21 protein-coding genes and 1 pseudogene are annotated in these 24000 nt (G+C 65.4%); 14 read left to right on the top strand and 8 right to left on the bottom strand.

The genetic code is table 11. The features are described 5' to 3' along the window. The first annotated feature begins 52 nt into the window (after positions 1–52). The 12 genes from ASG77_RS10350 (at position 53) to ASG77_RS10295 (ending at position 13860) form a co-directional block, all read left to right on the top strand. The gene (locus tag ASG77_RS10350; RefSeq protein WP_056344775.1) at positions 53–1798 is read left to right on the top strand and encodes a nitrite/sulfite reductase; all 1746 of its coding nucleotides are present in this window, start codon (positions 53–55) and stop codon (positions 1796–1798) included. After that, positions 1795–2550, top strand: a complete 756-nt coding sequence (locus tag ASG77_RS10345) for a phosphoadenylyl-sulfate reductase (protein WP_082575938.1) — start codon at positions 1795–1797, stop codon at positions 2548–2550. The genes ASG77_RS10350 and ASG77_RS10345 overlap by 4 nt, the downstream gene beginning before the upstream one ends. Beyond that, positions 2547–3494 (top strand): sulfate adenylyltransferase subunit CysD, encoded by a 948-nt coding sequence (gene cysD / locus ASG77_RS10340; RefSeq protein WP_056344773.1) that lies wholly within the window; start codon positions 2547–2549, stop codon positions 3492–3494. Before ASG77_RS10345 ends, cysD begins: the two co-directional genes overlap by 4 nt. Next, on the top strand, positions 3495–4928 hold the full coding sequence (locus ASG77_RS10335) for a sulfate adenylyltransferase subunit 1 (RefSeq protein WP_056344769.1): 1434 nt from the start codon (positions 3495–3497) through the stop codon (positions 4926–4928). Positions 4929–5082: 154 nt separating this feature from the next. Then, positions 5083–6249, top strand: coding sequence for an RtcB family protein (locus ASG77_RS10330; RefSeq protein ID WP_056344766.1), 1167 nt, complete (start codon positions 5083–5085; stop codon positions 6247–6249). A 112-nt stretch (positions 6250–6361) separates the two neighbouring features. Next, positions 6362–7498 carry an ABC transporter substrate-binding protein gene (locus ASG77_RS10325; protein WP_056344763.1) on the top strand — a complete coding sequence of 379 codons (1137 nt, stop codon included), beginning with the start codon at positions 6362–6364 and terminating at the stop codon, positions 7496–7498. A gap of 37 nt (positions 7499–7535) precedes the next feature. Beyond that, positions 7536–8261 carry an ABC transporter ATP-binding protein gene (locus tag ASG77_RS10320; protein WP_056344759.1) on the top strand — a complete coding sequence of 242 codons (726 nt, stop codon included), beginning with the start codon at positions 7536–7538 and terminating at the stop codon, positions 8259–8261. After that, the gene (locus ASG77_RS10315) at positions 8251–9243 is read left to right on the top strand and encodes an ABC transporter permease (protein WP_056344756.1); all 993 of its coding nucleotides are present in this window, start codon (positions 8251–8253) and stop codon (positions 9241–9243) included. Before ASG77_RS10320 ends, ASG77_RS10315 begins: the two co-directional genes overlap by 11 nt. A gap of 273 nt (positions 9244–9516) precedes the next feature. Next, complete coding sequence (locus ASG77_RS10310; RefSeq protein ID WP_056344753.1) at positions 9517–10461, top strand: PLP-dependent cysteine synthase family protein; 945 nt, start codon at positions 9517–9519, stop codon at positions 10459–10461. A gap of 137 nt (positions 10462–10598) precedes the next feature. Next, positions 10599–10895 carry a putative quinol monooxygenase gene (locus ASG77_RS10305; protein ID WP_056344750.1) on the top strand — a complete coding sequence of 99 codons (297 nt, stop codon included), beginning with the start codon at positions 10599–10601 and terminating at the stop codon, positions 10893–10895. Between the two features lie 101 nt (positions 10896–10996). Beyond that, positions 10997–12283 carry a uroporphyrinogen-III C-methyltransferase gene (cobA, locus tag ASG77_RS10300; protein ID WP_056344746.1) on the top strand — a complete coding sequence of 429 codons (1287 nt, stop codon included), beginning with the start codon at positions 10997–10999 and terminating at the stop codon, positions 12281–12283. 110 nt (positions 12284–12393) lie between these two features. Continuing rightward, positions 12394–13860 carry an FAD-dependent oxidoreductase gene (locus tag ASG77_RS10295; RefSeq protein ID WP_056344743.1) on the top strand — a complete coding sequence of 489 codons (1467 nt, stop codon included), beginning with the start codon at positions 12394–12396 and terminating at the stop codon, positions 13858–13860. 67 nt (positions 13861–13927) lie between these two features. Here the strand turns inward: ASG77_RS10295 and ASG77_RS10290 are convergent, their stop codons facing one another. The 7 genes from ASG77_RS10290 to ASG77_RS10260 form a co-directional block, all read right to left on the bottom strand. Next, positions 13928–15304 (bottom strand): MFS transporter, encoded by a 1377-nt coding sequence (locus ASG77_RS10290; RefSeq protein ID WP_056344740.1) that lies wholly within the window; start codon positions 15302–15304, stop codon positions 13928–13930. 124 nt (positions 15305–15428) lie between these two features. Further along, complete coding sequence (locus tag ASG77_RS10285) at positions 15429–15881, bottom strand: MaoC family dehydratase (RefSeq protein ID WP_056344735.1); 453 nt, start codon at positions 15879–15881, stop codon at positions 15429–15431. A 1-nt stretch (position 15882) separates the two neighbouring features. Then, on the bottom strand, positions 15883–17082 hold the full coding sequence (locus ASG77_RS10280; RefSeq protein ID WP_056344733.1) for a thiolase family protein: 1200 nt from the start codon (positions 17080–17082) through the stop codon (positions 15883–15885). Beyond that, positions 17082–17858, bottom strand: coding sequence for a 3-oxoacyl-ACP reductase FabG (gene fabG / locus ASG77_RS10275; RefSeq protein ID WP_056344730.1), 777 nt, complete (start codon positions 17856–17858; stop codon positions 17082–17084). The genes ASG77_RS10280 and fabG overlap by 1 nt, the downstream gene beginning before the upstream one ends. 33 nt (positions 17859–17891) lie before the next feature. Continuing rightward, entirely contained in the window at positions 17892–19046 is a 1155-nt protein-coding gene (locus ASG77_RS10270) for an acyl-CoA dehydrogenase family protein (RefSeq protein WP_082575967.1), read from the bottom strand. A gap of 41 nt (positions 19047–19087) precedes the next feature. Further along, entirely contained in the window at positions 19088–19528 is a 441-nt protein-coding gene (locus tag ASG77_RS10265; protein ID WP_056344724.1) for an acyl-CoA thioesterase, read from the bottom strand. Then, positions 19521–20774, bottom strand: coding sequence for a CaiB/BaiF CoA transferase family protein (locus ASG77_RS10260; RefSeq protein ID WP_082575937.1), 1254 nt, complete (start codon positions 20772–20774; stop codon positions 19521–19523). The genes ASG77_RS10265 and ASG77_RS10260 overlap by 8 nt, the downstream gene beginning before the upstream one ends. 174 nt (positions 20775–20948) lie before the next feature. On the opposite strand from ASG77_RS10260, the gene ASG77_RS10255 reads away from it, so the two are divergent. Next, positions 20949–21860: a LysR substrate-binding domain-containing protein gene (locus tag ASG77_RS10255; protein WP_056345189.1), complete on the top strand. Its 912-nt coding sequence runs from the start codon at positions 20949–20951 to the stop codon at positions 21858–21860. Between the two features lie 123 nt (positions 21861–21983). Next, positions 21984–23165: an acyl-CoA dehydrogenase family protein gene (locus tag ASG77_RS10250; protein WP_056344721.1), complete on the top strand. Its 1182-nt coding sequence runs from the start codon at positions 21984–21986 to the stop codon at positions 23163–23165. A gap of 92 nt (positions 23166–23257) precedes the next feature. Here the strand turns inward: ASG77_RS10250 and ASG77_RS10245 are convergent. Then, a pseudogene (locus tag ASG77_RS10245) lies at positions 23258–23940 on the bottom strand (DUF1206 domain-containing protein). Positions 23941–24000: the final 60 nt, after the last annotated feature.

Genomic DNA, 24000 nt, shown 5'->3' with positions numbered 1-24000 from the left:
TCCCGTTTCCGGACCTTTGTGACGCGCTTCGACGGGCACCTACAGTCGATGCATGACTGATACAGCTCTAGCCGGAGCGTCCGTGGACCCCGCCGCCGCCAAGCGCCCCGCGCGCGCCTCCCGCCCCGCTGCAAAGCCGCACGGGCAGTGGAAAGTGGACGGCAAAACCCCGCTGAACGCCAACGAAACCTGGAAACAGGAAGACGACGGCCTCAACGTGCGGGAGCGTATCGAGACCATCTATTCCAAGGACGGCTTCGACTCCATCCCCAGCCAGGACCTCCACGGCCGGTTCCGCTGGTGGGGCCTGTACACCCAGCGCAAGCCCGGGATCGACGGCGGCAAGACCGCCACGCTCGAGCCGCACGAGCTGGAAGACAAGTACTTCATGCTCCGGGTCAGGATCGACGGCGGTGCGCTTACCACCGAGCAGCTGCGCGTCATCGGCCAGATTTCCGTTGATTTCGGCCGGGATTCCGCCGACCTCACGGACCGCCAGAACATCCAGCTGCACTGGATCCGGGTGGAGGACATCCCCGAGATCTGGACCCGGCTTGAGGGTGTTGGCCTGTCCACTACCGAGGCCTGCGGCGACGTGCCCCGTGTCATCCTGGGCTCGCCCGTGGCCGGCATCGCCAAGGATGAGATCATCGACCCCACGCCGCTTATCGCGGAGCTGGGCGAGCGTTTCATCGGCAACCCGCTGCTGTCCAACCTGCCGCGTAAGTACAAGACCGCCATCACCGGCCACCCCAGCCAGGATGTGGTCCACGAGATCAACGACTTCGCTCTGGTGGGCGTCCGCCACCCCGAACTCGGCGTCGGCTACGACCTCTGGGCCGGGGGCGCGCTGTCCACCAATCCGATGCTCGGCAAGCGGCTCGGTGCCTTCGTGAAGCCCGAGGAAGCCGCCGAAGTCTGGCTCGGCGTCACCAGCATCTTCCGCGACTACGGCTACCGCCGCATGCGCACCAAGGCCCGCCTGAAGTTCCTGATGGCTGACTGGGGTCCGGAGAAGTTCCGTCAGATCCTCGAGGACGAATACCTGGGCTACAGGCTGGCCGACGGGCCCGCCGCGCCCAAGCCCACCACTCCGGGCGACCACATCGGCGTGCACGAGCAGAAGGACGGCAAGTTCTTCATCGGCGCCACCCCGCTGGCAGGCCGCTTGTCCGGCGCCCAGCTGCTCAAGCTCGCGGACACCCTCGAGGCCCGCGGCTCCTACCGCCTGCGCACCACGCCGCACCAGAAACTCGTAGTGTTGGACGTTGCCAAGGACCACGTGGAACCGCTGGTCGCCGAGCTGGACGCCCTGGGCCTCTCCGCCCGCCCGTCCGTGTTCCGCCGCGGCACCATCGCCTGCACCGGCATCGAATACTGCAAGCTGGCCATCGTGGAAACCAAGGTCACGGCCGCCACCGCCGTCGCGGACCTGGAACGCCGCCTGGCGGACCTGGCCGAGTCCGGCGAGCTGCCGCACGCGCTGTCCCTGCACATCAACGGCTGCCCCAACTCCTGCGCCCGCATCCAGACCGCGGACATCGGGCTGAAGGGCATGATGCTTCCAACGCCCGACGGCGACCCCTCCCCGGGTTTCCAGGTCCACCTGGGCGGCGGGCTGGCATCCAACAGCCGCGAAGAGGCTGGCCTGGGACGCACCGTCCGCGGCCTGAAGGTCTACGTCGAGGACCTGCCGGACTACGTGGAACGCGTTGTCCGCACCTTCGTGGCCCAGCGCGCCGAAGGCCAGACCTTCGCCGAGTGGGCCCACGCAGCAGACGAGGAGGCCCTCCAGTGAGCAAGCACGCACTGGGAGTTGACCCGGTGGCTGAGCCCGTCGAAACTCCAAAGCTCCGCACCCATGACGAACTGAAGGCCATCGCCGAGTCCGGCGCCGCCGAGCTCGGCTGGGACGCCCCCGCCCGCGACGTGATCGCCTGGGTGGAGCGCAACTTCGACCTCTCCGCGGTCGCCGTCGCCTGTTCCATGGCCGACGCCGTCCTGCCGGCCCTGGTCGCGGACCAGATGCCCGGCGTCGACGTCCTGTTCCTGGAGACCGGCTACCACTTCCCGGAAACCTACGCCACGCGTGACGAGGTGGCCGCGAACCTCCGCGTCAACGTGGTGGACGTGCTTCCCGAGAACACCGTGGAACAGCAGAACCGGCTCCTGGGCAAGGACCTCTTTGCCCGCGACGCCGCCCAGTGCTGTGCCCTCCGCAAGGTGGCCCCGTTGCGCCGCACCCTGGCCGGCTACGAACTCTGGTTCACCGGCGTGCGCCGCGACGAAGCCCCAACCCGCACCAACACCCCGCTGGTGACCTGGGACGACGTCAACGGCCTGGTCAAGGTCAACCCGGTGGCCGCGTGGACGTTCGACCAGCTGGTCCAGTACTCCGACGACAACCTCCTACCCGTCAACCCGCTGCTTTCCCAGGGTTACCCCTCCATTGGCTGCCAGCCCTGCACCCGCAAGGTGGCGCCCGGAGACGACCCCCGCGCCGGCCGCTGGGCAGGCACCGACAAGACAGAATGCGGACTACACGTATGAGCACTTTCCTAACTGAGGAGACCACCCAGGTGACTGAAGCCGCCGTATCGACGCGCCTCTCCAGCCTGGACGCCCTCGAGTCCGAAGCGATCCACATCATCCGCGAAGTCGTGGCCGAGTTCGAGAAGCCCGCGCTGCTGTTCTCCGGCGGCAAGGATTCCGTGGTGATGCTGCATCTGGCCACCAAGGCCTTCTGGCCGGGCAAGGTCCCGTTCCCCGTGCTGCACGTGGACACCGGCCACAACTTCCCCGAGGTCATCGACTTCCGCGACCGGACCGTGGAGCGCCTAGGCCTGAAGCTGGTTGTCGGCTCCGTGCAGGAGTTCATCGACCGCGGCGAGCTGGCCGAGCGTGCCGACGGCACCCGCAACCCGTTGCAGACCGTCCCGCTGCTGGACGCCATCTCGCAGAACAAGTTCGACGCCGTCTTCGGCGGCGGCCGCCGTGACGAGGATAAGGCCCGCGCCAAGGAGCGCATCCTGAGCCTCCGCGACGAATTCGGCCAGTGGGACCCGCGCAACCAGCGCCCCGAACTGTGGAACCTCTACAACGGCCGCCACACCGTGGGCCAGCATGTCCGCGCGTTCCCCATCAGCAACTGGACCGAGCTGGACATCTGGCGCTACATCGAACGCGAGAACATCGAGCTGCCGGGCCTGTACTACGCCCATGACCGCGAAGTGTTTGCCCGCGACGGCATGTGGCGTGCGGTGGGCGAGGTTTCCCAGCCGCTGCCGCACGAAGAAGTCATCGTCAAAACCGTCCGCTACCGCACCGTGGGCGACATGTCCTGCACCGGTGCCGTTGAGTCGGACGCAGCCACGGTGAGCGACGTTGTGATCGAAGTTGCCGCCTCCACCATCACCGAACGTGGCGCCACCCGTGCAGATGACCGCATCTCCGAGGCAGCCATGGAAGACCGCAAGAAGGATGGGTACTTCTAAATGAGCACTAACGCAAATTTGCACGGAATCACCGCCGAGCTGGAAACAGCCCTGCCCACCACGCTGTTCCGCTTCGCCACCGCCGGATCGGTCGACGACGGGAAGTCCACTTTGGTGGGCCGCCTCCTGCACGACTCCAAGGCGATTCTTGCTGACACGCTCGACGCCGTTGCCCGCACCTCCGCGGACCGGGGCTTCGGCGGCTCGGCAGGCGGCATCGACCTGGCCCTCCTGACCGACGGCCTGCGCGCCGAGCGGGAGCAAGGCATCACCATCGACGTGGCCTACCGCTACTTCGCCACGGACCAGCGCAGCTTCATCCTGGCCGACTGCCCCGGGCACGTGCAGTACACCAAAAACACGGTGACCGGCGCGTCCACGGCGGATGCCGTCGTCGTACTCATTGACGCCCGCAAGGGTGTCCTGGAGCAGACCCGCCGGCACCTGTCCGTGCTGCAGCTGCTGCGGGTGGCGCACGTGATTGTGGCCGTGAACAAGATCGACCTGGTGGACTTCAGCGAGTCTGTGTTCCGTGAAATCCAGGCCGACGTGCAGCAGGTGGCCCGCGAACTGGGCATCGGCGCGGCTGCGCTGGGGACGGCGGACCACATCGACGACCTGCTGGTGATCCCGGTGTCCGCCCTCGACGGCGACAACGTGGTGGACCGGTCCGAGCGCACCCCCTGGTACGACGGCCCGGCCCTGCTGGAGGTTCTCGAGACGCTCCCGGCCGCGGACGAGATCGACACGCAGCTGGAGAGCTTCCGTTTCCCGGTGCAGCTGGTCATCCGGCCGCAGGGTGCGCTGGCTCCCGACGCCGTGGCCGGTGGCCTGGACGTGGAGGCCTACCGCGACTACCGCGCGTACGCCGGCCAGATCACCGAGGGTTCGGTGAAGGTGGGGGACAAGGTTTCTGTGCTGACGCCCGGCCAGGCGGCCCGCACCACCACGGTGACCGGCATCGACTTCGCCGGTGAGTCACTGCAGGAAGCGTTCGCTCCCCAGTCCGTGGCGATCCGGCTGGCCGAGGAATTCGACGTCGCCCGCGGTGACACCATCGCGGCCGCCGGCACCTTCCCGGAGTCCACCGCCGACCTGTACGCCGCGCTGTGCTGGCTGTCGCCGAAGCCGCTGCGTGAAGGTGCCAAGGTGCTGGTCAAGCACGGCACCCGCACCGTCCAGGCGCTGGTCCGCAGCGTCAGCGGCAAGCTGGACCTGGCCACGTTCAAGCTCGAAGGCGCGTCCAGCCTGGAGCTGAACGACATCGGCCACGCGCAGCTCAGGCTCGCCGCGCCGCTGCCGCTGGAGAACTACCTGCACCACCGCCGCACCGGCGCGTTCCTGGTCATCGACCCGCTGGACGGCAACACGCTGGCCGCGGGCCTGGTCAAGGACCACCCGGGAGACCACGAGGACGAGCGCTACTCGATCTGAGCCTTCGCTTGAGCGGCCCTGCCCCGCATAACCGGTTGCCCCACACCGGTTATGCGGGGCAGAGCCGTCCCTGGGCCTTGCAGGCCTGGCCTTGCGGGCCTGGCCTTGCGGGCCGGTAGGCGCCGGACCATGATCGTGAGTGGGAGGCTGCGGCATGGAAACCATCAACAGCAAGCTCATCAGCTGGGCCTCGATCCTCGACGCCAAGACCCTTGAACAGGCCCTGGCCACCTCCACGCTGCCGTTCATCTACCCGCACCTTGCCCTGATGCCGGACGCGCACCTCGGGAAGGGCGCCACCGTGGGCTCGGTGATCCCCACCCTGCGCGCGATCATTCCGGCCGCCGTCGGTGTGGATATCGGCTGCGGCATGATCGCCGTGCGGACCCAGTACTCGGTCAAGGACCTGCCCAAGGACCGCAAACGGCTGCGCGAGGACATCGAACGGGCCATTCCGTTGTCCGCCGGGCATAACAACAGGAGCGTCCAGCACACTGCCGAACCGCGCCTTGCCGAGCTCCGGAAGCGGGCGGCGCAGGCCGGATTCAACCCTGCCCAGTACGTGGCCAAGTGGGAACTTCAGCTGGGCTCGCTGGGTTCGGGCAACCACTTCATCGAGGTCTCCGTCGACGAGACGGACGCCGTCTGGCTGTTCCTGCACTCGGGCTCGCGGGGCGTGGGCAACAAGATCGCGCAGCACCACATCGGCGTCGCCCAGCAGGTGACCCGCAAACGCGGAACCAGGCTGCCCGACCCGGACCTCGCCTACCTGGAGGAGGGTACCAGCGAGTTCGCCCGCTACATCAAGGAACTACGCTGGGCGCAACATTTCGCCCTCCTGAACCGCGAGGAAATGATGGACCGCGTCATCACGCAGTTCGGGCACTGGGTGGGCGGCAATGTCAAGGAGCGCGAGCGGATCAACTGCCACCACAACTTCACGCAGCAGGAGACCCATTACGGCAAATCCGTGTGGGTATCGCGGAAGGGGGCGATCAGAGCCGAGCACGGCGATCCGGGACTTATCCCCGGGTCCATGGGGACGGCGTCGTACGTTGTGGAGGGGCTCGGGAACGCTGTCTCGCTGAACTCCTCCCCGCACGGCGCCGGGCGCGAGTATTCCCGGACGGCTGCCCGCAAGACGTTCTCGCTGGCCGAGCTGAAGACGGCCATGCAGGGCATCGAGTTCCGCGTCACCGAGGCGTTCATCGACGAAATTCCGGCGGCCTACAAACCCATTGATGTGGTGATGCGCGACGCTGCGGACCTCGTCAGGGTGCGGCACAAGCTGCGGCAGCTGATCAACGTCAAGGGGGACTGAGCGGGGCCCGGAATGTGACGTTGCATGAACCCGCGTGACCCCCCGTTTCTGCTTCATTGAATGGGTTTATGTCACTCCCTATGGTGAAACAATGACTAGTTCCAAGCCCGGGATGACCCGCATCGTGGCAGGCGAAAGCGCAGCACCCAAGCGCAAGCGTGCCATCGAGGCGGCCCTGGCCATCGGGCTCGTCTTCCTGATCGCCGCCGGTGCCGTAGTGGCGTCGTCCATTTCGCGTAATACGGCGGCAGAGGCAGCCATCCCGGCGCCCACTCCGGCCGCAGAACTGAAGCTTGGCTATTTCGGAAACCTGACCCATGCCCCCGCCCTGGTGGGCGTGAAGCAGGGGATCCTGGCCCGGAACCTGGGCGACACCAAGCTCAGCACCGAAACTTTCAACGCGGGGCCTGCCGCCATCGAGGCGCTGAACGCCGGAGCCATCGACGCGGCATACATCGGCCCGAACCCGGCCATCAACTCGTTTGTCAAGAGCGAGGGGGAATCAGTGAGCGTCATCGCCGGTGCCGCCGCGGGTGGTGCGCAGCTGGTTGTGCGTCCCGAAATCAACTCGGCGGGGGACCTGAAGGGCAAGACCCTCGCCTCGCCGCAGCTGGGCGGCACGCAGGATGTTGCGCTCCGCGCGTGGCTCGGCTCGCAGGGCTACAAGACCAACGTGGACGGCAGCGGCGACGTCGCCATCAACCCCACGGAGAACGCCCAGACGCTGAAACTGTTCCAGGACGGAAAGCTCGACGGCGCGTGGTTGCCTGAGCCGTGGGCGTCCCGTCTGGTGCTCCAGGCCGGCGCCAAGGTCCTGGTGGACGAAAAGGACCTCTGGGACGGCTCCCTTTCCGGCAAGGCCGGCGAGTTCCCCACGACCATCCTGATTGTGAACAAGAAGTTTGCCGCCGAGCATCCGGACACCGTGAAGGCGCTGCTCAAGGGCCACGCAGAGTCCGTGGCGTGGCTGAATGACACGCCCGCCGCAGAGAAGACGAGCGTCATCAATGACGCCCTGCAGGAATCGGCAGGCGCGGCGCTTCCCGCCGATGTCCTTGACCGAGCCCTGCAAAGCGTGGTTTTCACGGTGGATCCGCTCGCGGGAACCTACCCCAAGCTCCTCGAAGACGGGGTGCAAGCCGGCACCACCAAGCAGGCGGACATCACCGGACTGTTCGACCTCCGTGCCCTGAACGAAGTCACCGGAACCGCCGAGCGGGTCTCCGCGGCCGGCCTCGGCCAGGACTGACCGCCACCTACCGCACCAACTACCTAAGGACGGGACCATGCCAGTCGTACTGGAAAACCTGGGCAAGCGCTTCGGCGACGGCGCCCCGGTGCTGGACGACGTCAACGCCAACATCGGCGCGGGCGAATTCGTAGCCCTCCTCGGTGCGTCCGGCTGCGGTAAATCCACCCTGCTGAACATCATGGCGGGACTGGAGGTCCCGACGTCGGGCGCCCTTGAAGTGCCCAGCGACGGAGCAGCCTTTATGTTCCAGGACGCCGCCCTTTTCCCGTGGCTGACGGCGCGGGAGAACATCGAGCTGGCCCTGAAGCTGCGCGGTGTGGGGAAGGCCGATCGCCGGATCAAGGCCGATGAGCTGCTCGAGTTGGTGCACTTGGGCGAGGCCGGGGACAAGCGTCCGCACGAGCTTTCCGGCGGCATGCGTCAGCGCGTGGCACTTGCCCGGGCCTTGTCGCAGGACCGGCAGCTGCTGCTGATGGATGAGCCGTTTGCCGCCCTGGACGCCATCACCCGCGACCTCCTGCACGACGAGCTGGAACGCATCTGGAAGGAAACGGGGCGGACCATCGTTTTTGTGACCCACAATGTCCGCGAAGCCGTGCGGCTGGGCCAGCGTGTGTTGCTGCTGTCGTCCCGTCCCGGCCGTGTGGTCCAGGAGTGGGCTGTTTCCGAGGAACACCGAACCGACGCCGGCCTGGCCGGACAGCTGACCGGGGTCATCACCGCCCGGCTGCGGGAGGAGATTCGCCGCCATGCCAAATAACCCCACACCCCTCGCCGAGAGCGACCCGGTGGTCGAGGCTGACGAGACCGGGATTTCGACCAGCTCAATCACTGGACAGCCGGAAACCCGCAAAGTCCACGCCGCTTTGACCCGCTCTTCCACCGGGCATGAGGACCTGCGCGAGCTCGAGGCCGGGCTGGATTCGCTCCAGTCGGACGCGGCGCGCAAGCACCGGATCGACTGGAGCCGTGTGCTCCTGCCCGTCGCCGCCCTTGTGGTCCTGGTCCTGGTCTGGCAGTTCTACGTCTCCCTGGGCGTCAAGCGCCGCGACCTGGTGCCCGGTCCGCTCGACGTCCTGGGCCAGATTGGTGCGCTCTGGGGCGAGGCCAAGCTGCAGGAAGCGGTGTGGACTTCGCTGCAGCGCGGACTGGTCGGGTTCCTGATCAGCGTTGCCATCGCCACCCCGGTGGGGCTGCTGCTGGCCCAGGTTGCGCCGCTGCGCCGAGCCTTCGGGCCGCTGATTTCCGGCCTGCAGGTGCTGCCGTCCGTGGCCTGGGTGCCCGCTGCCATCATCTGGTTCGGCCTCACGGATGCCACCGTCTATTTCGTGGTCTTTATGGGTGCCATCCCGTCCATCATCAACGGGCTGATCTCCGGCGTGGACCAGATCCCGCCGCAGTACCGCCGCGTCGGCACGGTCCTAGGCGCCAACCGTTTCCAGATGGCCGTGCAGATCATCCTGCCTGCCGCGCTGCCCGGTTACCTCAGCGGGTTGAAACAGGGCTGGGCGTTCTCCTGGCGGTCGCTGATGGCCGCGGAAATCATCGCCGTGGGCGGCACCATCGGCTTCGGCCTCGGCTCGCTGCTTGACCAGGGCCGTGTCCTGTCTGACATGACGGTTGTAATGGCCGCGATCCTGCTGATCCTGGCCGTCGGTATCCTCATCGAGCTGCTGGTGTTCGCCCCGATCGAGAAGCGCCTCCTCCGCAGCCGCGGCCTCCTCTCGGGAAGCACCCGCTAGGCCGCACAGGCCCAAGCCCTGCGAAAACTTAACAGCAGAGCCCGACGGCGAGTCCCGCCGTCGGGCTTTGCTGTGCGTGGGTGCGACCCGCCGAAGTGGGGCACTTTGACACGGACACGCCGCGTTCTGGGATGGTCTGCGCCTCAATCCACGCCAATGTGCCCCACGACGGCGGCCTGGAGTTCGGGGGGATGTGACTACTGGCGCCAGCATTCCGGGTGGTATAGCTTGATCTTGCAAGCCGGGGCGGGCATTTGAGCGTGAGGCGGACACATGGCACGTGCTGCGGGTATAGGCAAGGGCGTGCTGGCGGGGATCGGTTCCACTCCGCTGATCGAACTGCGAGAAGTGGTGCCGCCAGGGTCAGCCAGGATACTGGCCAAGCTGGAGTTTGCGAACCCTACCGGGAGCATGAAGGACCGGATGGCCGTAGCCGCGATCAGGGGCGCAGAAGCCCGCGGCGATCTCAGCCCGGGAGACACCGTCGTGGAGTACACCGCCGGGACAACAGGCATCTCGCTTGCTTTGGTCTGCGCAGCCAAAGGCTACAGGCTCCACGTTGTCTTCTCGGACGCGTTCAGTGACGAGAAACGCCGCACCATGGAGGCGCTGGGCGCAACGGTGGAGGACGTGCCGAGCGACCACGGAAAAATCACGGAGCAGCTGATCAGAGCGATGATCGCCCGGGCGGGTGAACTGAGCGCGCAGCCGGGCCATTGGGCCTGCGACCAGCTCAACAACCGCGACGCGATCACGGGCTACCTCGCGATGGGCCAGGAGATCTGGCAGCAGTCCTATGGCCGGGTGGATGCGTTTGTGCAGTTCGTTGGCACCGCGCACTCTATCCACGGCACGGCGCGCGGCCTGCGCACCCACCTTCCCGGGCTGCGGGTCGTCGCCGTCGAGCCCGCCGAGTCTGCCGTGCTCTCCGGGGGCCCGACGGGATCCCACCGGATCGAGGGGACCGGCATCGGCTTCATTCCCCCGCTTTGGGAGCCAGCGGAGGTGGATGCGATTGAACGGGTCTCATCCGACGAAGCGATGGCGATGAGCCGGCGGCTCGCCCGCGAGGAAGGCATCTTCGCCGGCACCTCCTCCGGAGGAAATGTCGTGGCCGCGCTGCGCGTGGCCGAACAGCTCGGTCCAGACGCAACCGTTGTCACCGTCATGGTCGACTCCGGCTTCCGCTATCTCAGCACCGGTCTTTACGGGCGGTAGCCAGGACTCGCATTGCTCCGGCCGGAACACGGGATCCCATCGTTCCGGCGCACCCTTGTTCTGGTCCGGGCATCTTCCTAAACTCTGGAATAGGCCGGCAGACGGCCGATTCCGCTGATGTTCTTGAGGAGACTGCAATGGCGCTTAACTTTGGAGTACTGGCACTGGTCGAGGCCAAGCCGGGGAAGGAGCAGGACGTCTGGGACTTCCTCAGCGGCGGCCGAGACATCGTGGCTGCCGAACCGGGCACTAAGACCTGGTACGCCTTCCGCGTCGACGAAAACACCTTCGGCATCTTCGACACTTTCGAGACCGAGGAAGCGCGGCAGGACCATCTCAACGGTGCCATCCCGGCGGCGCTCGGCGAACACGGCCCAAGCCTCTTGGCTAAGGATCCCAACATTCGGCTGATCGAGCTCATAGCCGTGAAGTAGACCGGACCGGAACTGCACAGAATGTGACGCAGGGTTACCTTACGTGAACTGGTGTTTCCACGGCCGTTGTTGGGGAAACTGCGCGGCCCTACCGTTGATTCATGGCAATTCAGGATATTTACCCCACAGCACTGCGGCTGCTCGGCCGCCCCGTGTTGGTGGTGGGCGGCGGCCCCGTGGCTGCCCGCCGCGCCAAGGGTCTGCTCGACGCCGGTGCCCGGGTCACCGTCGTGGCTCCCGTTGCCTCCGCCGCGCTCCGCGAACTGGCCGACGCCGGCCTCCTCACCTGGGAGCGGCGCACTTACCTTCCGTCCGACGTCGACGGCGTCTGGTTCGTCCAGACGGCCACCGGCGATCCCGCCGTGGACACCCAAGTCTCGGAAGACGCCGAGGCGCAGCGCATCTGGTGCGTCAACGCCTCCGACCACGAAGCCTCGGCCGCCTGGACGCCCGCCGTCGCCGTGGTTGATGACGTGCAGATCGCCGTGAACGCCGGGGGAGACCCGCGCCGCGCCATGGCCCTGCGCGACGCCGTCGCCACCGCACTGGAAACCGGCGACCTTCCGCTGCGCCGCCGTCGTGCGTCTGCGGGCTCCGTCGCCCTTGTGGGTGGCGGGCCCGGCGACACCGGCCTCATCACCGTCCGCGGCCGCCGGCTGCTCGGCCAGGCCGACGTCGTGGTGGCAGACCGCCTCGGCCCGCGCGAACTGCTCAACGAACTTGCCCCCGACGTCCGCGTGATCGAAGTGGGCAAGACCCCCGGCCACCATCCCGTGCCGCAGTCCGAGATCAACCGCATCCTTGTGGACGAAGCCTTGAAGGGGCACCGCGTGGTCCGGCTCAAGGGCGGCGACCCGTACGTCCTGGGCCGCGGCGGCGAGGAAGCCGAATACTGCCGGCAGCACGGCGTCGAGGTTGAAGTGGTCTCCGGCGTCACGTCCGCGATCTCTGTCCCGGCCGCCGCCGGCATCCCCGTCACTCACCGCGGCCTGGCCAAGGGCTTCAGCGTGGTCACCGGCCATGAAGAGCTGTCCGAGGTCCCCGCCCGGGCAGACCACACCATCATCCTGCTGATGGGCGTGGCCGCACTTCGCGACTCCGCCGCTGCCCTGGCCGGCGCCGGTTTGCCTCAGGACACTCCAGTTGGCATCGTTGAGAACGGCTATCTGCCGAATCAGCGCGTGACGATCGGCACGCTCGGTTCCATCGCCGACCAGGCGGAAGCCACCGGCGTCGCAAATCCTGCCGTGATTGTGATCGGCGACGTTGTCCGCGTCAGCCCGTTCGCGCCGTCGCACTTCAGGACAGCGGACTACAGCACCACCACCCCGAACAGCCCCCGCGCCACCGCAAGAGCCAGCACTACCGCAAGAGCCCTCACCACCTAGCCACCCACGTTTAGCCCCCTGAAACCCATCGATTGCTCCGCAACTGCCCTTATGAAGCCTCAAAAGGGCACCTACGGAGCAACCGATGCAGAAGATAAAGGAACACAGCCGTGTCATCAAGCACCTCCGTAGGATCTGCCGAGCGTCCGCTGCGCGTTGCCGTTGTGGGCTCCGGCCCGGCCGGCGTCTACGCCGCGGACATCCTCACCAAGAGCGAAGCCGTCAAGAGCGGCGAGCTGACCGTGAGCATCGACCTCTTCGACCGCTACCCGGCACCCTACGGCCTGATCCGCTACGGCGTGGCCCCGGACCACCCGCGCATTAAGGGCATCGTCAACGCCCTGCACAAGGTCCTGGACCGCGGCGACATCCGCTTCTTCGGCAACGTGGACTACGGCACGGACATCTCCATCGAGGACCTCCGCACCCACTACGACGCCGTTATCTTCGCGACCGGCGCCATCAAGGACGCGGACCTGAACATCCCGGGCGTCGAGCTGGACGGCTCCTACGGCGGCGCCGACTTCGTCTCCTGGTACGACGGCCACCCGGACGTCTCCCGTGAATGGCCGCTGGACGCCACGGAAATCGCCGTGATCGGCAACGGCAACGTGGCGCTGGACGTGGCCCGTATGCTCTCCAAGCACGCCGACGACCTGCTGGTTTCCGAAATCCCGGACAACGTCTACGCCGGCCTGAAGAACTCCCCGGTCACGGACGTGCACGTCTTTGGCCGCCGCGGCCCGGCCCAGGTGAAGTTCACCCCGCTGGAGCTCCGCGAGCTGTCCCACTCCAAGGACGTGGACATCATCCTCTACGCCGAGGACTTCGAGTTCGATGAGGAATCGGACCGGCTGATCCAGAGCAACAACCAGGTCAAGACCATGGTGGGCACGCTCACCAACTGGATCGCCGAGCAGCCCGAGGACCTCTCCGAGCTGACCGCCTCCCGCCGCCTGCACCTGCACTTCCTGCACAGCCCGGTGGAAATTTACGACGACGCCGCAACGCCGGGCAAGGTTGCCGGCATGAAGTTCGAGCGCACCGAGCTGGACGGTACGGGTAACGCCCGCGGCACCGGCGAATTCGTGGACTACCCGGTCCAGGCGGTCTACCGCTCGATCGGCTACTTCGGCTCGGCGCTGCCGGAGATCGAGTTCGACCACAAGAAGGGCGTAGTACCGAACGACGGCGGCCGCGTCCTGGACGCCGCCGGCACCCACGTGCCGGGCATCTACGCCACCGGCTGGATCAAGCGCGGACCGGTCGGCCTCATCGGCCACACCAAGGGCGACGCCCTCGAGACCGTGACGTACCTGCTGGAAGACCGCGAAAACCTTCCGGTCGCCGCAGTTCCCGAGGCGGATGCCGTCGTCGACCTCCTCGACGCCCGCGGCGTGAAGTTCACCAGCTGGGAAGGCTGGCTGGCCCTGGACGCGCACGAGCTCGCCCTTGGTGCCGCGGCCACGGAGGCCGGCGGATCGCACGGTGTTGAGGTCAAGCGTGAGCGCATCAAGGTGGTGCCGCGCGAGGACATGGTGGCCATCTCCCGCGACGGCGTCGCCGCGAACGTCTAGTTTCTGAACAAGCAAGCAGCGCGGGGCCACACCGGCCACGCGCTGCTTCGTTTAACCGTCGACGGCGTCAGCAGGCGTCCGCTTCCGAGTTGAGGTCCCGCCCTCTGGTTTCGGGTGCAAAGTACCCGGAAATCCAGCCGATGGCGGCGTAGCTCATGAGTATGGCGGCAACCGGAAGCCAGCCGGGGCCGGTGGCGGCCACCACAGCGGCGGCAATGATGGGGCCAAGCCCGCCGGAGAGCACTGATCCCACTTCCTTGACTGTGGTCATGAAGGAGAACCTGCGCTTGGAACCGAACATTTCCACCAGCCAGGTGGACTCAACGCCGTACATATTGGGAATGGGGCCGCCAATGTAGATCACGAACACCAGCGCCACCAGTACGGGGTTCCGGGTTTCAATGAGGAGCATGGCCGGAATAGTGAACGCAAACTGGAACGCTGAAAGCCATAGCCATACTTTTCTGCGGCCGAACCTGTCCGTGAGCTTGCCTGTCAGCAGGACCGTGGCGATGCCCATTATCGAACCGAGCATGACGCCCGTGGTGACGACGTTGGCGTCCATCTTGACCACAGACACGGTCCAGCCGATCAGGAAGCCCTTCACCAGGTACACCGAGCCGTTCTCACCCAGCTTGATGCCCAAAGACACGAGAAACGGTTTACGGGCATCGGCCACATCCCGCCACACGCCCTGCTGATTTTCTTCCGCACGCAGCGCCGCCCTGCGTTCCTTGATTTTCTCGAAGACCGGGGATTCACTGATGGAGCGCCGCAGGTACAGAGCCATCAGGGTAGTGACGATGCTCAGCAGGAACGGAATGCGCCAGCCCCAGCTCAGGAACTGGTCTTTGGGCAGTTGTGAAAGTAACAGCCACATGGAGCTGGCCAGCAGGACACCGGTGGCGGTCCCCATGGCCACCACAGCACCGTAAAAGCCGCGGCGTCCGTTGGGTGCGGACTCCACCAACAGCAGCGACGCGCCGGAGAGCTCCGCGCCCGCACCGAACCCTTGGATCAAGCGCAGCAACACCAGCATGATCGGCGCCCCGACGCCGATCTGGGCGTACGTTGGCAACAGGCCCATGCCCAGGGTGGCCACCCCCATCATGGCCAGCGTGATGATCAGGACGAACTTCCGGCCGTACCTGTCACCCAGATAGCCGAAGTAAATGCCGCCCAGGGGCCTGACCAGGAATCCTGAACCGTAGGCTGCAAAACTGGCCAGTAGCGCCATGGCCGGGTCCGCGTTCGGAAAGAACAGCGGCCCGAAAACCAAGGCAGCCGCCAGCGTGTAGAGCGTGAAGTCCATGTACTCCAGTGCCGAGCCAAGCCACGAGGAGATGGAGGTGCGGCGAAGTTCAGCCGGAGGCACGTTCGGTTCTTGGACGGTGGTCTGCGGTGGTGAGGCCGCATTTTCTAACTGCAGGTTTTCTGTAGCCACGAAGGTTCTCCTTAGCGACGAGCCAGTTAACAGGCTCTGCCGTAACGTCATTGTTCGGATGTGGCCCGGGCGAGGGGAAAATCCACCTAGCGGGCAGTAAATGTCTTGCGGTCCTGCTGGCGGGTCAGCTCCTCAGCAGGGCAACGGTCTCCGCGATGCAGGCAGGTTTGGCCGAGCCTTCAAGGTCGATCTCATGCAGGAAGACCAGCTGCCGCCCATGCTCGGTGGCGGTCACGGAATTCAACGTGAGCCGGTCCCGGATACGCGAATTGACCGTGGCCGGAGCCGGGAACCTGACTTTGTTCAGCCCGTAGTTGATCACCATCGCCGCGCCCTGGACTCTGTACACCTGGGCCGCGAGATACGGAAGCATCGACAGGCTCAGGTACCCGTGTGCCACCGTGGCGCCGAAGGGTCCGCTGGCTGCGCGCTCCGCATCAACGTGTATCCACTGATGGTCCAGCGTGGCGTCCGCAAACGCCTGGATCTGTTCCTGTTGCAGCTGGTGCCAGCCGCTCACGCCGAGCTCCTGGCCCGCCGCATCCTCAAGCTCCGCGGCGTTCTCGAAAATCCTCATCTCATACCCTTTCCAGCAGCATGGCCACGCCCTGGCCAAGGCCCACGCACATCGTGGCCAGGCCCCGGGACGAGCCTTCGCGTTCCATCCGGCCCAGCAGCGTGACCACGATCCGTGATCCCGAGGAACCCAGCGCGTGCCCCAAAGCGATCGCGCCGCCGTCGTTATTTACAGTTCCTTCATCAAGTCCCAGCAGACGTATGCAGGCCAATGACTGGGAGGCGAAAGCCTCATTGAGTTCGACGGCGCCAATACCGTCAAGCGTCCAGCCCGCCTTCGCCAGTGCTTTCTGCGTTGCCGGTACCGGCCCGATGCCCATCACTTCCGGGGCAACGCCAGCCACCTGGCTGGTGACTATCCTTGCCCGCGGCGTCAGCCCCCAGCGCGCAACAGCCTCGCCACTGGCCACCACAATGGCCGACGCGCCATCGTTGAGGGAACTCGAATTCCCGGCCGTCACAATGCCGCCAGGCTTCACAATCGGCCGCAGCGCGGAGAGCGCGTCCAAACCGGAACCGCGCCGCGGCCCCTCATCCGTATCAACCAGCGACGGCCCACTCCGGTGGCCAGAAACGGGTACAGGCACAATCTCGTCCCGGAACCGGCCGGCGTCGATGGCGGCGAGCGCCCGGTCATGCGAGCGCAACGCAAAGGCGTCCGCGTCCGCCCGGGAGATGCGCTCCCGTGCCGCCACTTCCTCAGCTGTTTCCGGCATCGTCATGGTGGCGTTGGGCCGCTCCTTCATCCGCGGATTGACGAACCGTGCACCGATGGAGGTATCCGCGAGTTCACCGGGTTTGGCGAAGGGCTTCTCTGGTTTGGCCAGCACCCAGGGTGCCCGGGTCATGGATTCCACACCGCCCGCCACCACGATGTCTGCGTCACCGTTGCGCACAGACTGGGCGGCCATGCTGATGGCGGTCAGTCCGGAGGCGCAGAGACGATTGACGGTCACAGCGGGGACGGTGTCCGGGAATCCGGCCAGCAGCACGGCCATCCGGGCGACGTTCCTGTTGTCCTCTCCCGCCTGGTTCACACAGCCGAGGATGACTTCATCGACGCACGACGCATCCAATCCAGCCCTGGCGACGGCCGACCGAAGCACCAGGGCGGCCAGATCGTCCGGCCGGACTGCGGCGAGGGCGCCTCCGTAGCGGCCGACAGGCGTGCGGGCGCCGCCGACGAGAAAGGCTTCCGTCATCAGCGGGCACCGCCATTGATATAGAGGGTCTGCCCCGAAACGTAGGAGGAGTCGTCGCTGGCAAAGAAGGCGACGGCGGACGCTATCTCCTCGGGCTGGCCGACGCGTCCCAGGGGAGTCCGGGCGGCCACCTCTTCCTGGTGCTGGGCAGGGCTGCTCCCCAGGCGCTCCGCCGTTGCCGCGGTCATGGACGTGGCAATGTAGCCGGGGGCCACCGCGTTGACATTGATGCTGAACGGGCCCAGCTCAATGGCAAGCGTGGACGTCAGTCCCTGGATGCCGGCCTTGGCCGCGGCATAGTTGGCCTGTCCGCGGTTTCCCAGTGCGCTGCGGCTGCTCAGGCAGACGATCTTGCCGTATTTTGCCGGCACCATGTAACGCTGCGCGGCCCGGGAGCAGAGGTAGGCGCTGGTCAGGTTCGTGGTGACCACGGCGTCCCATTCGCTGAGGTTCATCTTGAAGAAGAGATTGTCGCGCGTGATGCCGGCATTGTTCACCAGGATGTCCAGGCGGCCGAACTCGTTGTGGATTTCTTCGAAAACACGATCAACGGCGGGTTCATCCGTGACGTCGCAGACGGCGGCAACGGCCTGGCCGCCCGCTGTCACCACCTCGCGGTGGGCGGAAATCTGTTGCGCTGTTGCCTTGGCGCCGTCCGCGTTGAGGTCCAGGACCACGACGGTTGCGCCCTCGGTGGCGAGCCTCAGTGCGGTGGCGGCGCCGATTCCCTGCGCGCCGCCGGTGACAATCGCCACCCTGTTCTTGAATCTGCTCATGGCTTTTCCTTCGTTTGCGTTTTGGTCCGGGGCCTAGCTGAAGGCTGAGATCCCGGTGATTTCACGGCCCACCAGGAGGGACTGGATGGAATCGGTGCCCTCGTACGTGGAGACCACTTCCATGTCCGTCATATGCCGCGCCACGTGGTTTTCCAGCAGCACGCCGTTTCCGCCCAGCATGTCCCTTGCTTCCGAGCAGATCCACCGTGCCTTTTGTGCCGTGTGCATCTTGGCCAGCGAGGCCATCGGGCCGGTCATGCGGCCGTCCTCGGCCAGCACCGCCAACCGAAAGCAGATCAGCTGCATGGCGGTGAGCTCAGCCAGCATGTTGGCCAGTTTGTTCTGCACGAGCTGGAAACTGGCGATCGGCCGGCCGAACTGCTGTCGGGATTTTGAGTACGCCACGGCCGCTTCGTAGGCCGCAATTGCGTGACCGAGCGATTCCCAGGAGGCCCCGCTGCGGGTGGACGTCAGCACCCGGGTCACGTCCTTGAAGGAGTGGCATTCAGTGAGCCGGTTCCGCGCGGGCACCCTGACGTTGTCCAGGGTGATGTCCGGCTGCAGGATGGCGCGCTTGCCGATCTTGCCGGTGATCACCTCGGTGCTGTACCCCGCAGGGTACGTGCCGTCGTCGTTCCTTTCCATCACAAAGGCCTTGACCTTCGAGTCGTCCTCATCGCGGGCAAAAATAATCACGACGTCGGCCATGCTGGCGTTTCCGATCCAGCGTTTGCGCCCGGAGATGATGTAGCTGTCGCCGTCACGCCGGGCGCTCGTTTCCAGAGCCACCGAATCTGACCCATGGTCCGGTTCGGTCAGCGCGAAGGCGCCGATCTTTCCCAGCGCAGCCATTTCCGGGAGCCAGCGCTCCTTCTGTTCCTGGCTGCCCAGCATGTTGATGGTGCCCATGGCCAGACCGGACTGGACGCCAAGGAAGGTGTTAACTGACCCGTCACCGCGTGAAATTTCGGTGGCCACCATACCTGCGGCGAGCCGGCTCAGCCCCGGGCAGCCGAAGCCCTGGATGGTGGACCCGATGATTCCGAGCGCCGCCAGTTTGGGAATGAGTTCGAACGGGAACTCAGCCCGTTCCCAGTAGCCATTGATGACAGGCAGCAGATCCTTGTCCACAAAATTCCGGACCCTGCCCCTCAGCTCGCGCTCTTCGGCGGTGAGGAACTCGTCCATAAGGTAGAAATCCGTGCCGATGTCGGCTTGGTCTGGTGTGATCACATCTGCTCCATTGGATTGCGGGTGGAATGGTGGTGCGCTTCCGTTTGGAAGTTTTCAAGCCAACGCCGTTCCGGTTCCTCAAGCGGCCGCGGAGCTCCGGTTCGCGGGATGACCGAAACGAGAACTGTACGTCCGTCGACAGCAAGCAGGCCGTTTTGCCTGGCTTCGCAGTTGAGGGTGAAGGAAGACGAACCGATCCTGGTAACCCAAAGGTCCACGGTGAGGTCCTCGCCATGGGTCACGGGTCTGCGGTAGTTCAGCTCGAGCGCGGCCACCACTGTGGGAGCGCCCGCCGGCCACGGATGCCCCGGCAGGCCCGATCGCCAGCGAATCCTCGATTCCTCCAGGAGTGTGACGACGGCGGCATGGTTAACGTGGCCGTTGAGATCCTGGTCAGACCAGCGCGGGGAGACCATCGTTCGGAACGGTTCAGGCATGGGCCAGGGCTTTCTGAGACTGGAGCCAGCCGCGGACCAGTTCCGAGCCGTTGTTCAGCTCCGGCGGCGCCAGCTCATAGTCAACGGGTGTCCGGGAGTAGGCCACTGGATGCCGGACCGTTGGGATCTTGCGCGATCCCGTACCCGCCAATACCACCGGCTCCAGGCCGAGCCGCTCGGCAAATTCGATGCCGCCGCGAACATCCTGGATGGGGGCACACGGCAGCCCTGCCTCGGAGAGCTGCGTGAACCACTGATCGGCAGACTGGGAGGCCAGCCGGCTGTGGAGCATGTCGCGGAGCTCGTCCCGGTTGGCATTACGCTGCAGCGTCTTGGTGAACTTCGGGTCCGTGGCCACTTCCGGCATTGCCAACGCTGCACAGAGTCTCGCGAACTGGGCGTCATTGCCGGTCGCGATGATGATCATGCCGTCGCCCGTCTGCATAGGCGCGTACGGGTACATGCTGGGGTGCTCATTTCCCATCCGGGTCGGCACCACGCCTCCTGTGACGTAGGCCGCGGACTGGTTCACCATGCCGGAAAGGGCGGAGTTCAGGAGGTTCAGTTCCACGAGTTGGCCTTCGCCTGTCTGGTCCTTGTGGTGCAGGGCGCCCAGGATTCCGATAGCCGCGTGCAGGCCCGTGATGACGTCGAAGAGAGCCACTCCAGCACGAAACGGTTGCGTGTCCTGATCCCCGGTGAGGCTCATCATGCCCGAGGCTGCCTGCACCAGCAGGTCGTAGCCGGGGATGTGGGCTCCGGCACCAGTGCCGAAGCCGGTAATCGACGTGTAGATGATCTCCGGGTTCAGCTCCGCCGCTGTGGCATAGTCCAGCCCAAGCCGTTCCATATTTCCGGGCTTGAAGTTTTCAATCATCACATCCGAGGCCCTCACCAGATCCCGTGCAACCTCAAGGTCTTTGAGGTCCTTCAGGTCAAGGGCAATGGAGTGCTTGTTGCGGTTTACGGAGAGGAAGAAGGTGGCTTCACCATCGCGTACCGGTGGCATGTAGGTGCGAGTGTCATCACCGTCCGGGCCCTCGACTTTGATCACTGTTGCCCCCATGTCTGCCAGGAGCATGGTGGCGTAGGGGCCTGCCAGCACGCGGCTGAAATCCGCGATGACGATCCCGCTGAGCGGACCGGAACCTGAGCGGCCGAAAACCTCATCAACTCCCCGTCTGCTTCGCGAGCCGCCACGGCCCGCACCTTCGCGGCTCGTTGGGTCGGTGATCGGCTGTTTCATCTGTCTCCTCCGGTGTGTGGTCTACGTCACCTAACCCTCGCAAGACTATTGATGCACGTCCAATACACATGCGGTGTTGGATTGATACCCCAGAGTCATTACGACGACGGCGGACTGTTGGGTATGTTGGGCACATGAACAATGTCGTTTGCCGGGCCCGGAGCTAGCCAGGCAGTGGAATTGCACCAAATCCGGGCCTTCCTTGCCGTCGCCGAAGAGCTGCACTTTGGCAGAGCCGCAGCGAAACTGCACATGGCGCAGCCGCCCCTGAGTCGCGCGATCCAGCGGCTGGAGCACGAGCTTAAGGCCCCGCTTTTTATCCGCAGCACCCGGACCGTCCATCTGACGGCGGCAGGCGAGGCCCTGCTGGCACCCGCCCGGGACATCCTGGATGCCTGCCGGAGATCCGCCGTTGCGGTGGCATCGGTGGGCAAGGGTGAAACGGGACGCGTGCGGGTGGCGTTCGCAGGAGTTTCATCGCACGTTTTGATTGGCAAACTCGCCAAGCTCGTCCGGGAGACCCATCCCGGCATCGAGTTTCAGCTCTACAGTTCAAATTTCGCGTTGCCGGCCATGGACAAGGTGATCAGCGGCGCCATGGAAGTTGGACTCGGCCGGTGGAACTTCATTCCGGCAGCCCTAGAATCACGGATCGTGGCCAACGAACGGCTGGTCATTGCCCTGCATGAGGGGCACCCGCTGAGCCACCGTACTTCGCTGCTGATGTCTGACCTGGAGGGACAGCCCTTTGTCACGCTGCCCCAGCACCCGGGAGCCATCCTGCACGACTTTCTCCACCTCCTGGCCAATGGCGCCGGCTACGCTCCGGCAATAGTGCATATGGCACCGGATTCCCAGACGCTGATGGCACTTGTGGCCGCAGAAATCGGAGTGGCGCTGACAGTTTCCTCGGTTCCGGATAATTTCCAATACCCAGGGGTGGTGTTCCTGCCGCTGGACGACCCCGTAGAACCCATCCAGCTGAGGCTGGCCTGGCGCAAAGACAATAACAGCCCCGCGCTGCGCGAAGTGCTCAGGCTCTCGGAAGAAGTGCTGCCGACACCCGGGGCGTCACCCGATTCATGACTTCGCGGTATCAGTCGATGTCCCATTAAGTATTGGATCTGCAGTAATTCGGCTGGCACAGTGGTGAGCACTCGCTGGCTACCCGGAGTCGACCGGGTTGCCGCCCCACCCCAGGAGAATTCTGTGACCACAGCTGCGACCGTAACGCTGAACGATGACGTCCTCAACCTGGACAGTTTGCTGACCACTGACGAGCTGGCACTGCGCAGAGAAGTCCGCGATTTTGTGGCAGAGCGCATTCGGCCCAACATCAACGCCTGGTACGAAGACGCCCATTTTCCGCTGGACCTAGTACCTGAGCTGGGAGAGCTGGGCGTCCTGGGCATGCATCTGGAAGGGTACGGATGTCCCGGCCGGACCGCCGTCGAATACGGCCTCGCCGCGATGGAGCTGGAGGCCGGCGATTCCGGCCTGCGAACCTTCGTCAGCGTCCAGGGATCCCTGGCCATGACCGCCATCCATAAGTGGGGATCCGAGGAGCAGAAGAACGAGCACCTGCCGCCGATGGCGCGCGGTGAAGTGATCGGCTGCTTCGGACTTACCGAACCCACCGCGGGTTCGGATCCTGCCAGCATGGCCACCGTGGCCCGGCCGGACGGCCATGGCGGATGGATCATCAACGGTGCAAAGCGCTGGATTGGCCTCGCATCCGTGGCTCAGGTTGCCGTCATCTGGGCTAATACCGACGACGGGATCCGCGGGTTCATCGTACCCACGGACACCGCCGGGTTTACCGCCACCCCCATTGGATCGAAGCTCTCCATGCGGGCCTCGATCCAATGCGACATCACCCTCGAAGACGTGCGGTTGCCGGGAACGGCAATACTGCCGGGAGCCCAGGGACTCAGGGGGCCTTTTTCCTGCCTCAACGAGGCGCGCTACGGAATCATCTGGGGCGCCATGGGTGCTGCCCGCGATGCCTACGAAGTCGCCTTGGGCTACTCGCAGGAGCGAATGCAGTTCGGCAAGCCGCTGGCCGGCTACCAACTTACGCAGGAGAAGCTGGTCAACATGCTGTTGGAAATCCAGAAGGGCACGCTGCTGGCCATTCACACCGGCCGGCTGAAGGATGCGGGAGCGCTGGAGCCGGTCCAGGTCTCCGTAGGCAAGCTGAACAACGTGCGCGAAGCCATTGCCATCTGCCGGGAGGCGCGGACCATTCTCGGAGGCAACGGCATCACCCTGGACTATTCACCGCTGCGGCATGCCAACAATCTCGAATCTGTCCGCACCTACGAGGGAACAGACGAAGTGCACACCCTTATTCTTGGAAACCACATCACTGGGGTGTCAGCGTTCCGCTAGGCACCCGCCGGCAATCACGCGTTCCAGACGCCCTCGGCCGGGGAGTTGAACTGTTGGCTCACGGTTGACATGGCTTTCTTTTTCCTTGGTGGTTACATCCTGCCAAACCGGGCCCGGACCAGCGCGAACAGGCCGTAGCAGATGAAGCCCGCCCCGATGGCGACGAGCAGGTGCGGGCCGAACGCATGGTCGCGGAGCGCCTTCAGGCTGCCGTCCAGGCCGGTGGATTCCTCGGGACTCTGCTTCCCTGCGGCGATATCAAACAGCAGTCCGGCCAGCTTCAGGGCGATTCCTTTAGCCATGTGCCCAGTGACGCCGAGGGAGTCGATGAGCCTGCCGCGGCGGGTGCCCTCGAACCGGAAGGGTTCCTCCTTGAACCCCCGACGGACACCCTTGGCCACAAATTAGACACCCACGCCCATCGTGGTCAGGCCCATCGCCACCAGCACGGGCAGCCCGAACGGTGTGTCCAGGAGGGCGGTGCTGACATCCCGGGTGGTGTCTCCGGAGTCCGCGCGAATTCCCACGGCGAATCCTGTGAAGCTGAGCCCCACGCTTCCGTAGGCAACGGTCAGGCATCCTGACGAGATCAGTTTTCCCCAGCGCTTCGCACTGGGCAGGTGCCGGGCGCGCAGGGTGGCTTCACTCAGCTGCTGATGTGCAGAAGTGCTATCACGGCAAAACCCGAACGCGCCACAACATCCAGCGCCTTGGTGTCCGACGCCTCCTCGACGACATCCGCCGCCTCGCCGATGGCCGATTCCCCGTCTGCCATGGTTAGCCGTTCGCGGGCTTCCTGGCGCGCAAGGTGCCTGCACCCGCGGCCAGGTCATGT

It is taken from the genome of Arthrobacter sp. Soil762 (assembly GCF_001428335.1).
Lineage (GTDB): Bacteria > Actinomycetota > Actinomycetes > Actinomycetales > Micrococcaceae > Arthrobacter.
The sequence above is the reverse complement of the archived record's forward strand: the minus strand, read 5'-3'. Positions and strand labels throughout refer to the sequence as shown.

Bases quoted from the DNA above. Each gene is read 5' to 3' on its own strand.
- ASG77_RS10350 (WP_056344775.1), top strand. From the start codon at position 53: ATGACTGATACAGCTCTAGCCGGAGCGTCCGTGGACCCCGCCGCCGCC.
- cysD (WP_056344773.1), top strand. From the start codon at position 2,547: ATGAGCACTTTCCTAACTGAGGAGACCACCCAGGTGACTGAAGCCGCC.
- ASG77_RS10335 (WP_056344769.1), top strand. From the start codon at position 3,495: ATGAGCACTAACGCAAATTTGCACGGAATCACCGCCGAGCTGGAAACA.
- ASG77_RS10330 (WP_056344766.1), top strand. From the start codon at position 5,083: ATGGAAACCATCAACAGCAAGCTCATCAGCTGGGCCTCGATCCTCGAC.
- ASG77_RS10325 (WP_056344763.1), top strand. From the start codon at position 6,362: ATGACCCGCATCGTGGCAGGCGAAAGCGCAGCACCCAAGCGCAAGCGT.
- ASG77_RS10320 (WP_056344759.1), top strand. From the start codon at position 7,536: ATGCCAGTCGTACTGGAAAACCTGGGCAAGCGCTTCGGCGACGGCGCC.
- ASG77_RS10315 (WP_056344756.1), top strand. From the start codon at position 8,251: ATGCCAAATAACCCCACACCCCTCGCCGAGAGCGACCCGGTGGTCGAG.
- ASG77_RS10310 (WP_056344753.1), top strand. From the start codon at position 9,517: ATGGCACGTGCTGCGGGTATAGGCAAGGGCGTGCTGGCGGGGATCGGT.
- ASG77_RS10305 (WP_056344750.1), top strand. From the start codon at position 10,599: ATGGCGCTTAACTTTGGAGTACTGGCACTGGTCGAGGCCAAGCCGGGG.
- cobA (WP_056344746.1), top strand. From the start codon at position 10,997: ATGGCAATTCAGGATATTTACCCCACAGCACTGCGGCTGCTCGGCCGC.
- ASG77_RS10285 (WP_056344735.1), bottom strand. From the start codon at position 15,881: ATGAGGATTTTCGAGAACGCCGCGGAGCTTGAGGATGCGGCGGGCCAG.
- ASG77_RS10280 (WP_056344733.1), bottom strand. From the start codon at position 17,082: ATGACGGAAGCCTTTCTCGTCGGCGGCGCCCGCACGCCTGTCGGCCGC.
- fabG (WP_056344730.1), bottom strand. From the start codon at position 17,858: ATGAGCAGATTCAAGAACAGGGTGGCGATTGTCACCGGCGGCGCGCAG.
- ASG77_RS10270 (WP_082575967.1), bottom strand. From the start codon at position 19,046: ATGGACGAGTTCCTCACCGCCGAAGAGCGCGAGCTGAGGGGCAGGGTC.
- ASG77_RS10265 (WP_056344724.1), bottom strand. From the start codon at position 19,528: ATGCCTGAACCGTTCCGAACGATGGTCTCCCCGCGCTGGTCTGACCAG.
- ASG77_RS10260 (WP_082575937.1), bottom strand. From the start codon at position 20,774: ATGAAACAGCCGATCACCGACCCAACGAGCCGCGAAGGTGCGGGCCGT.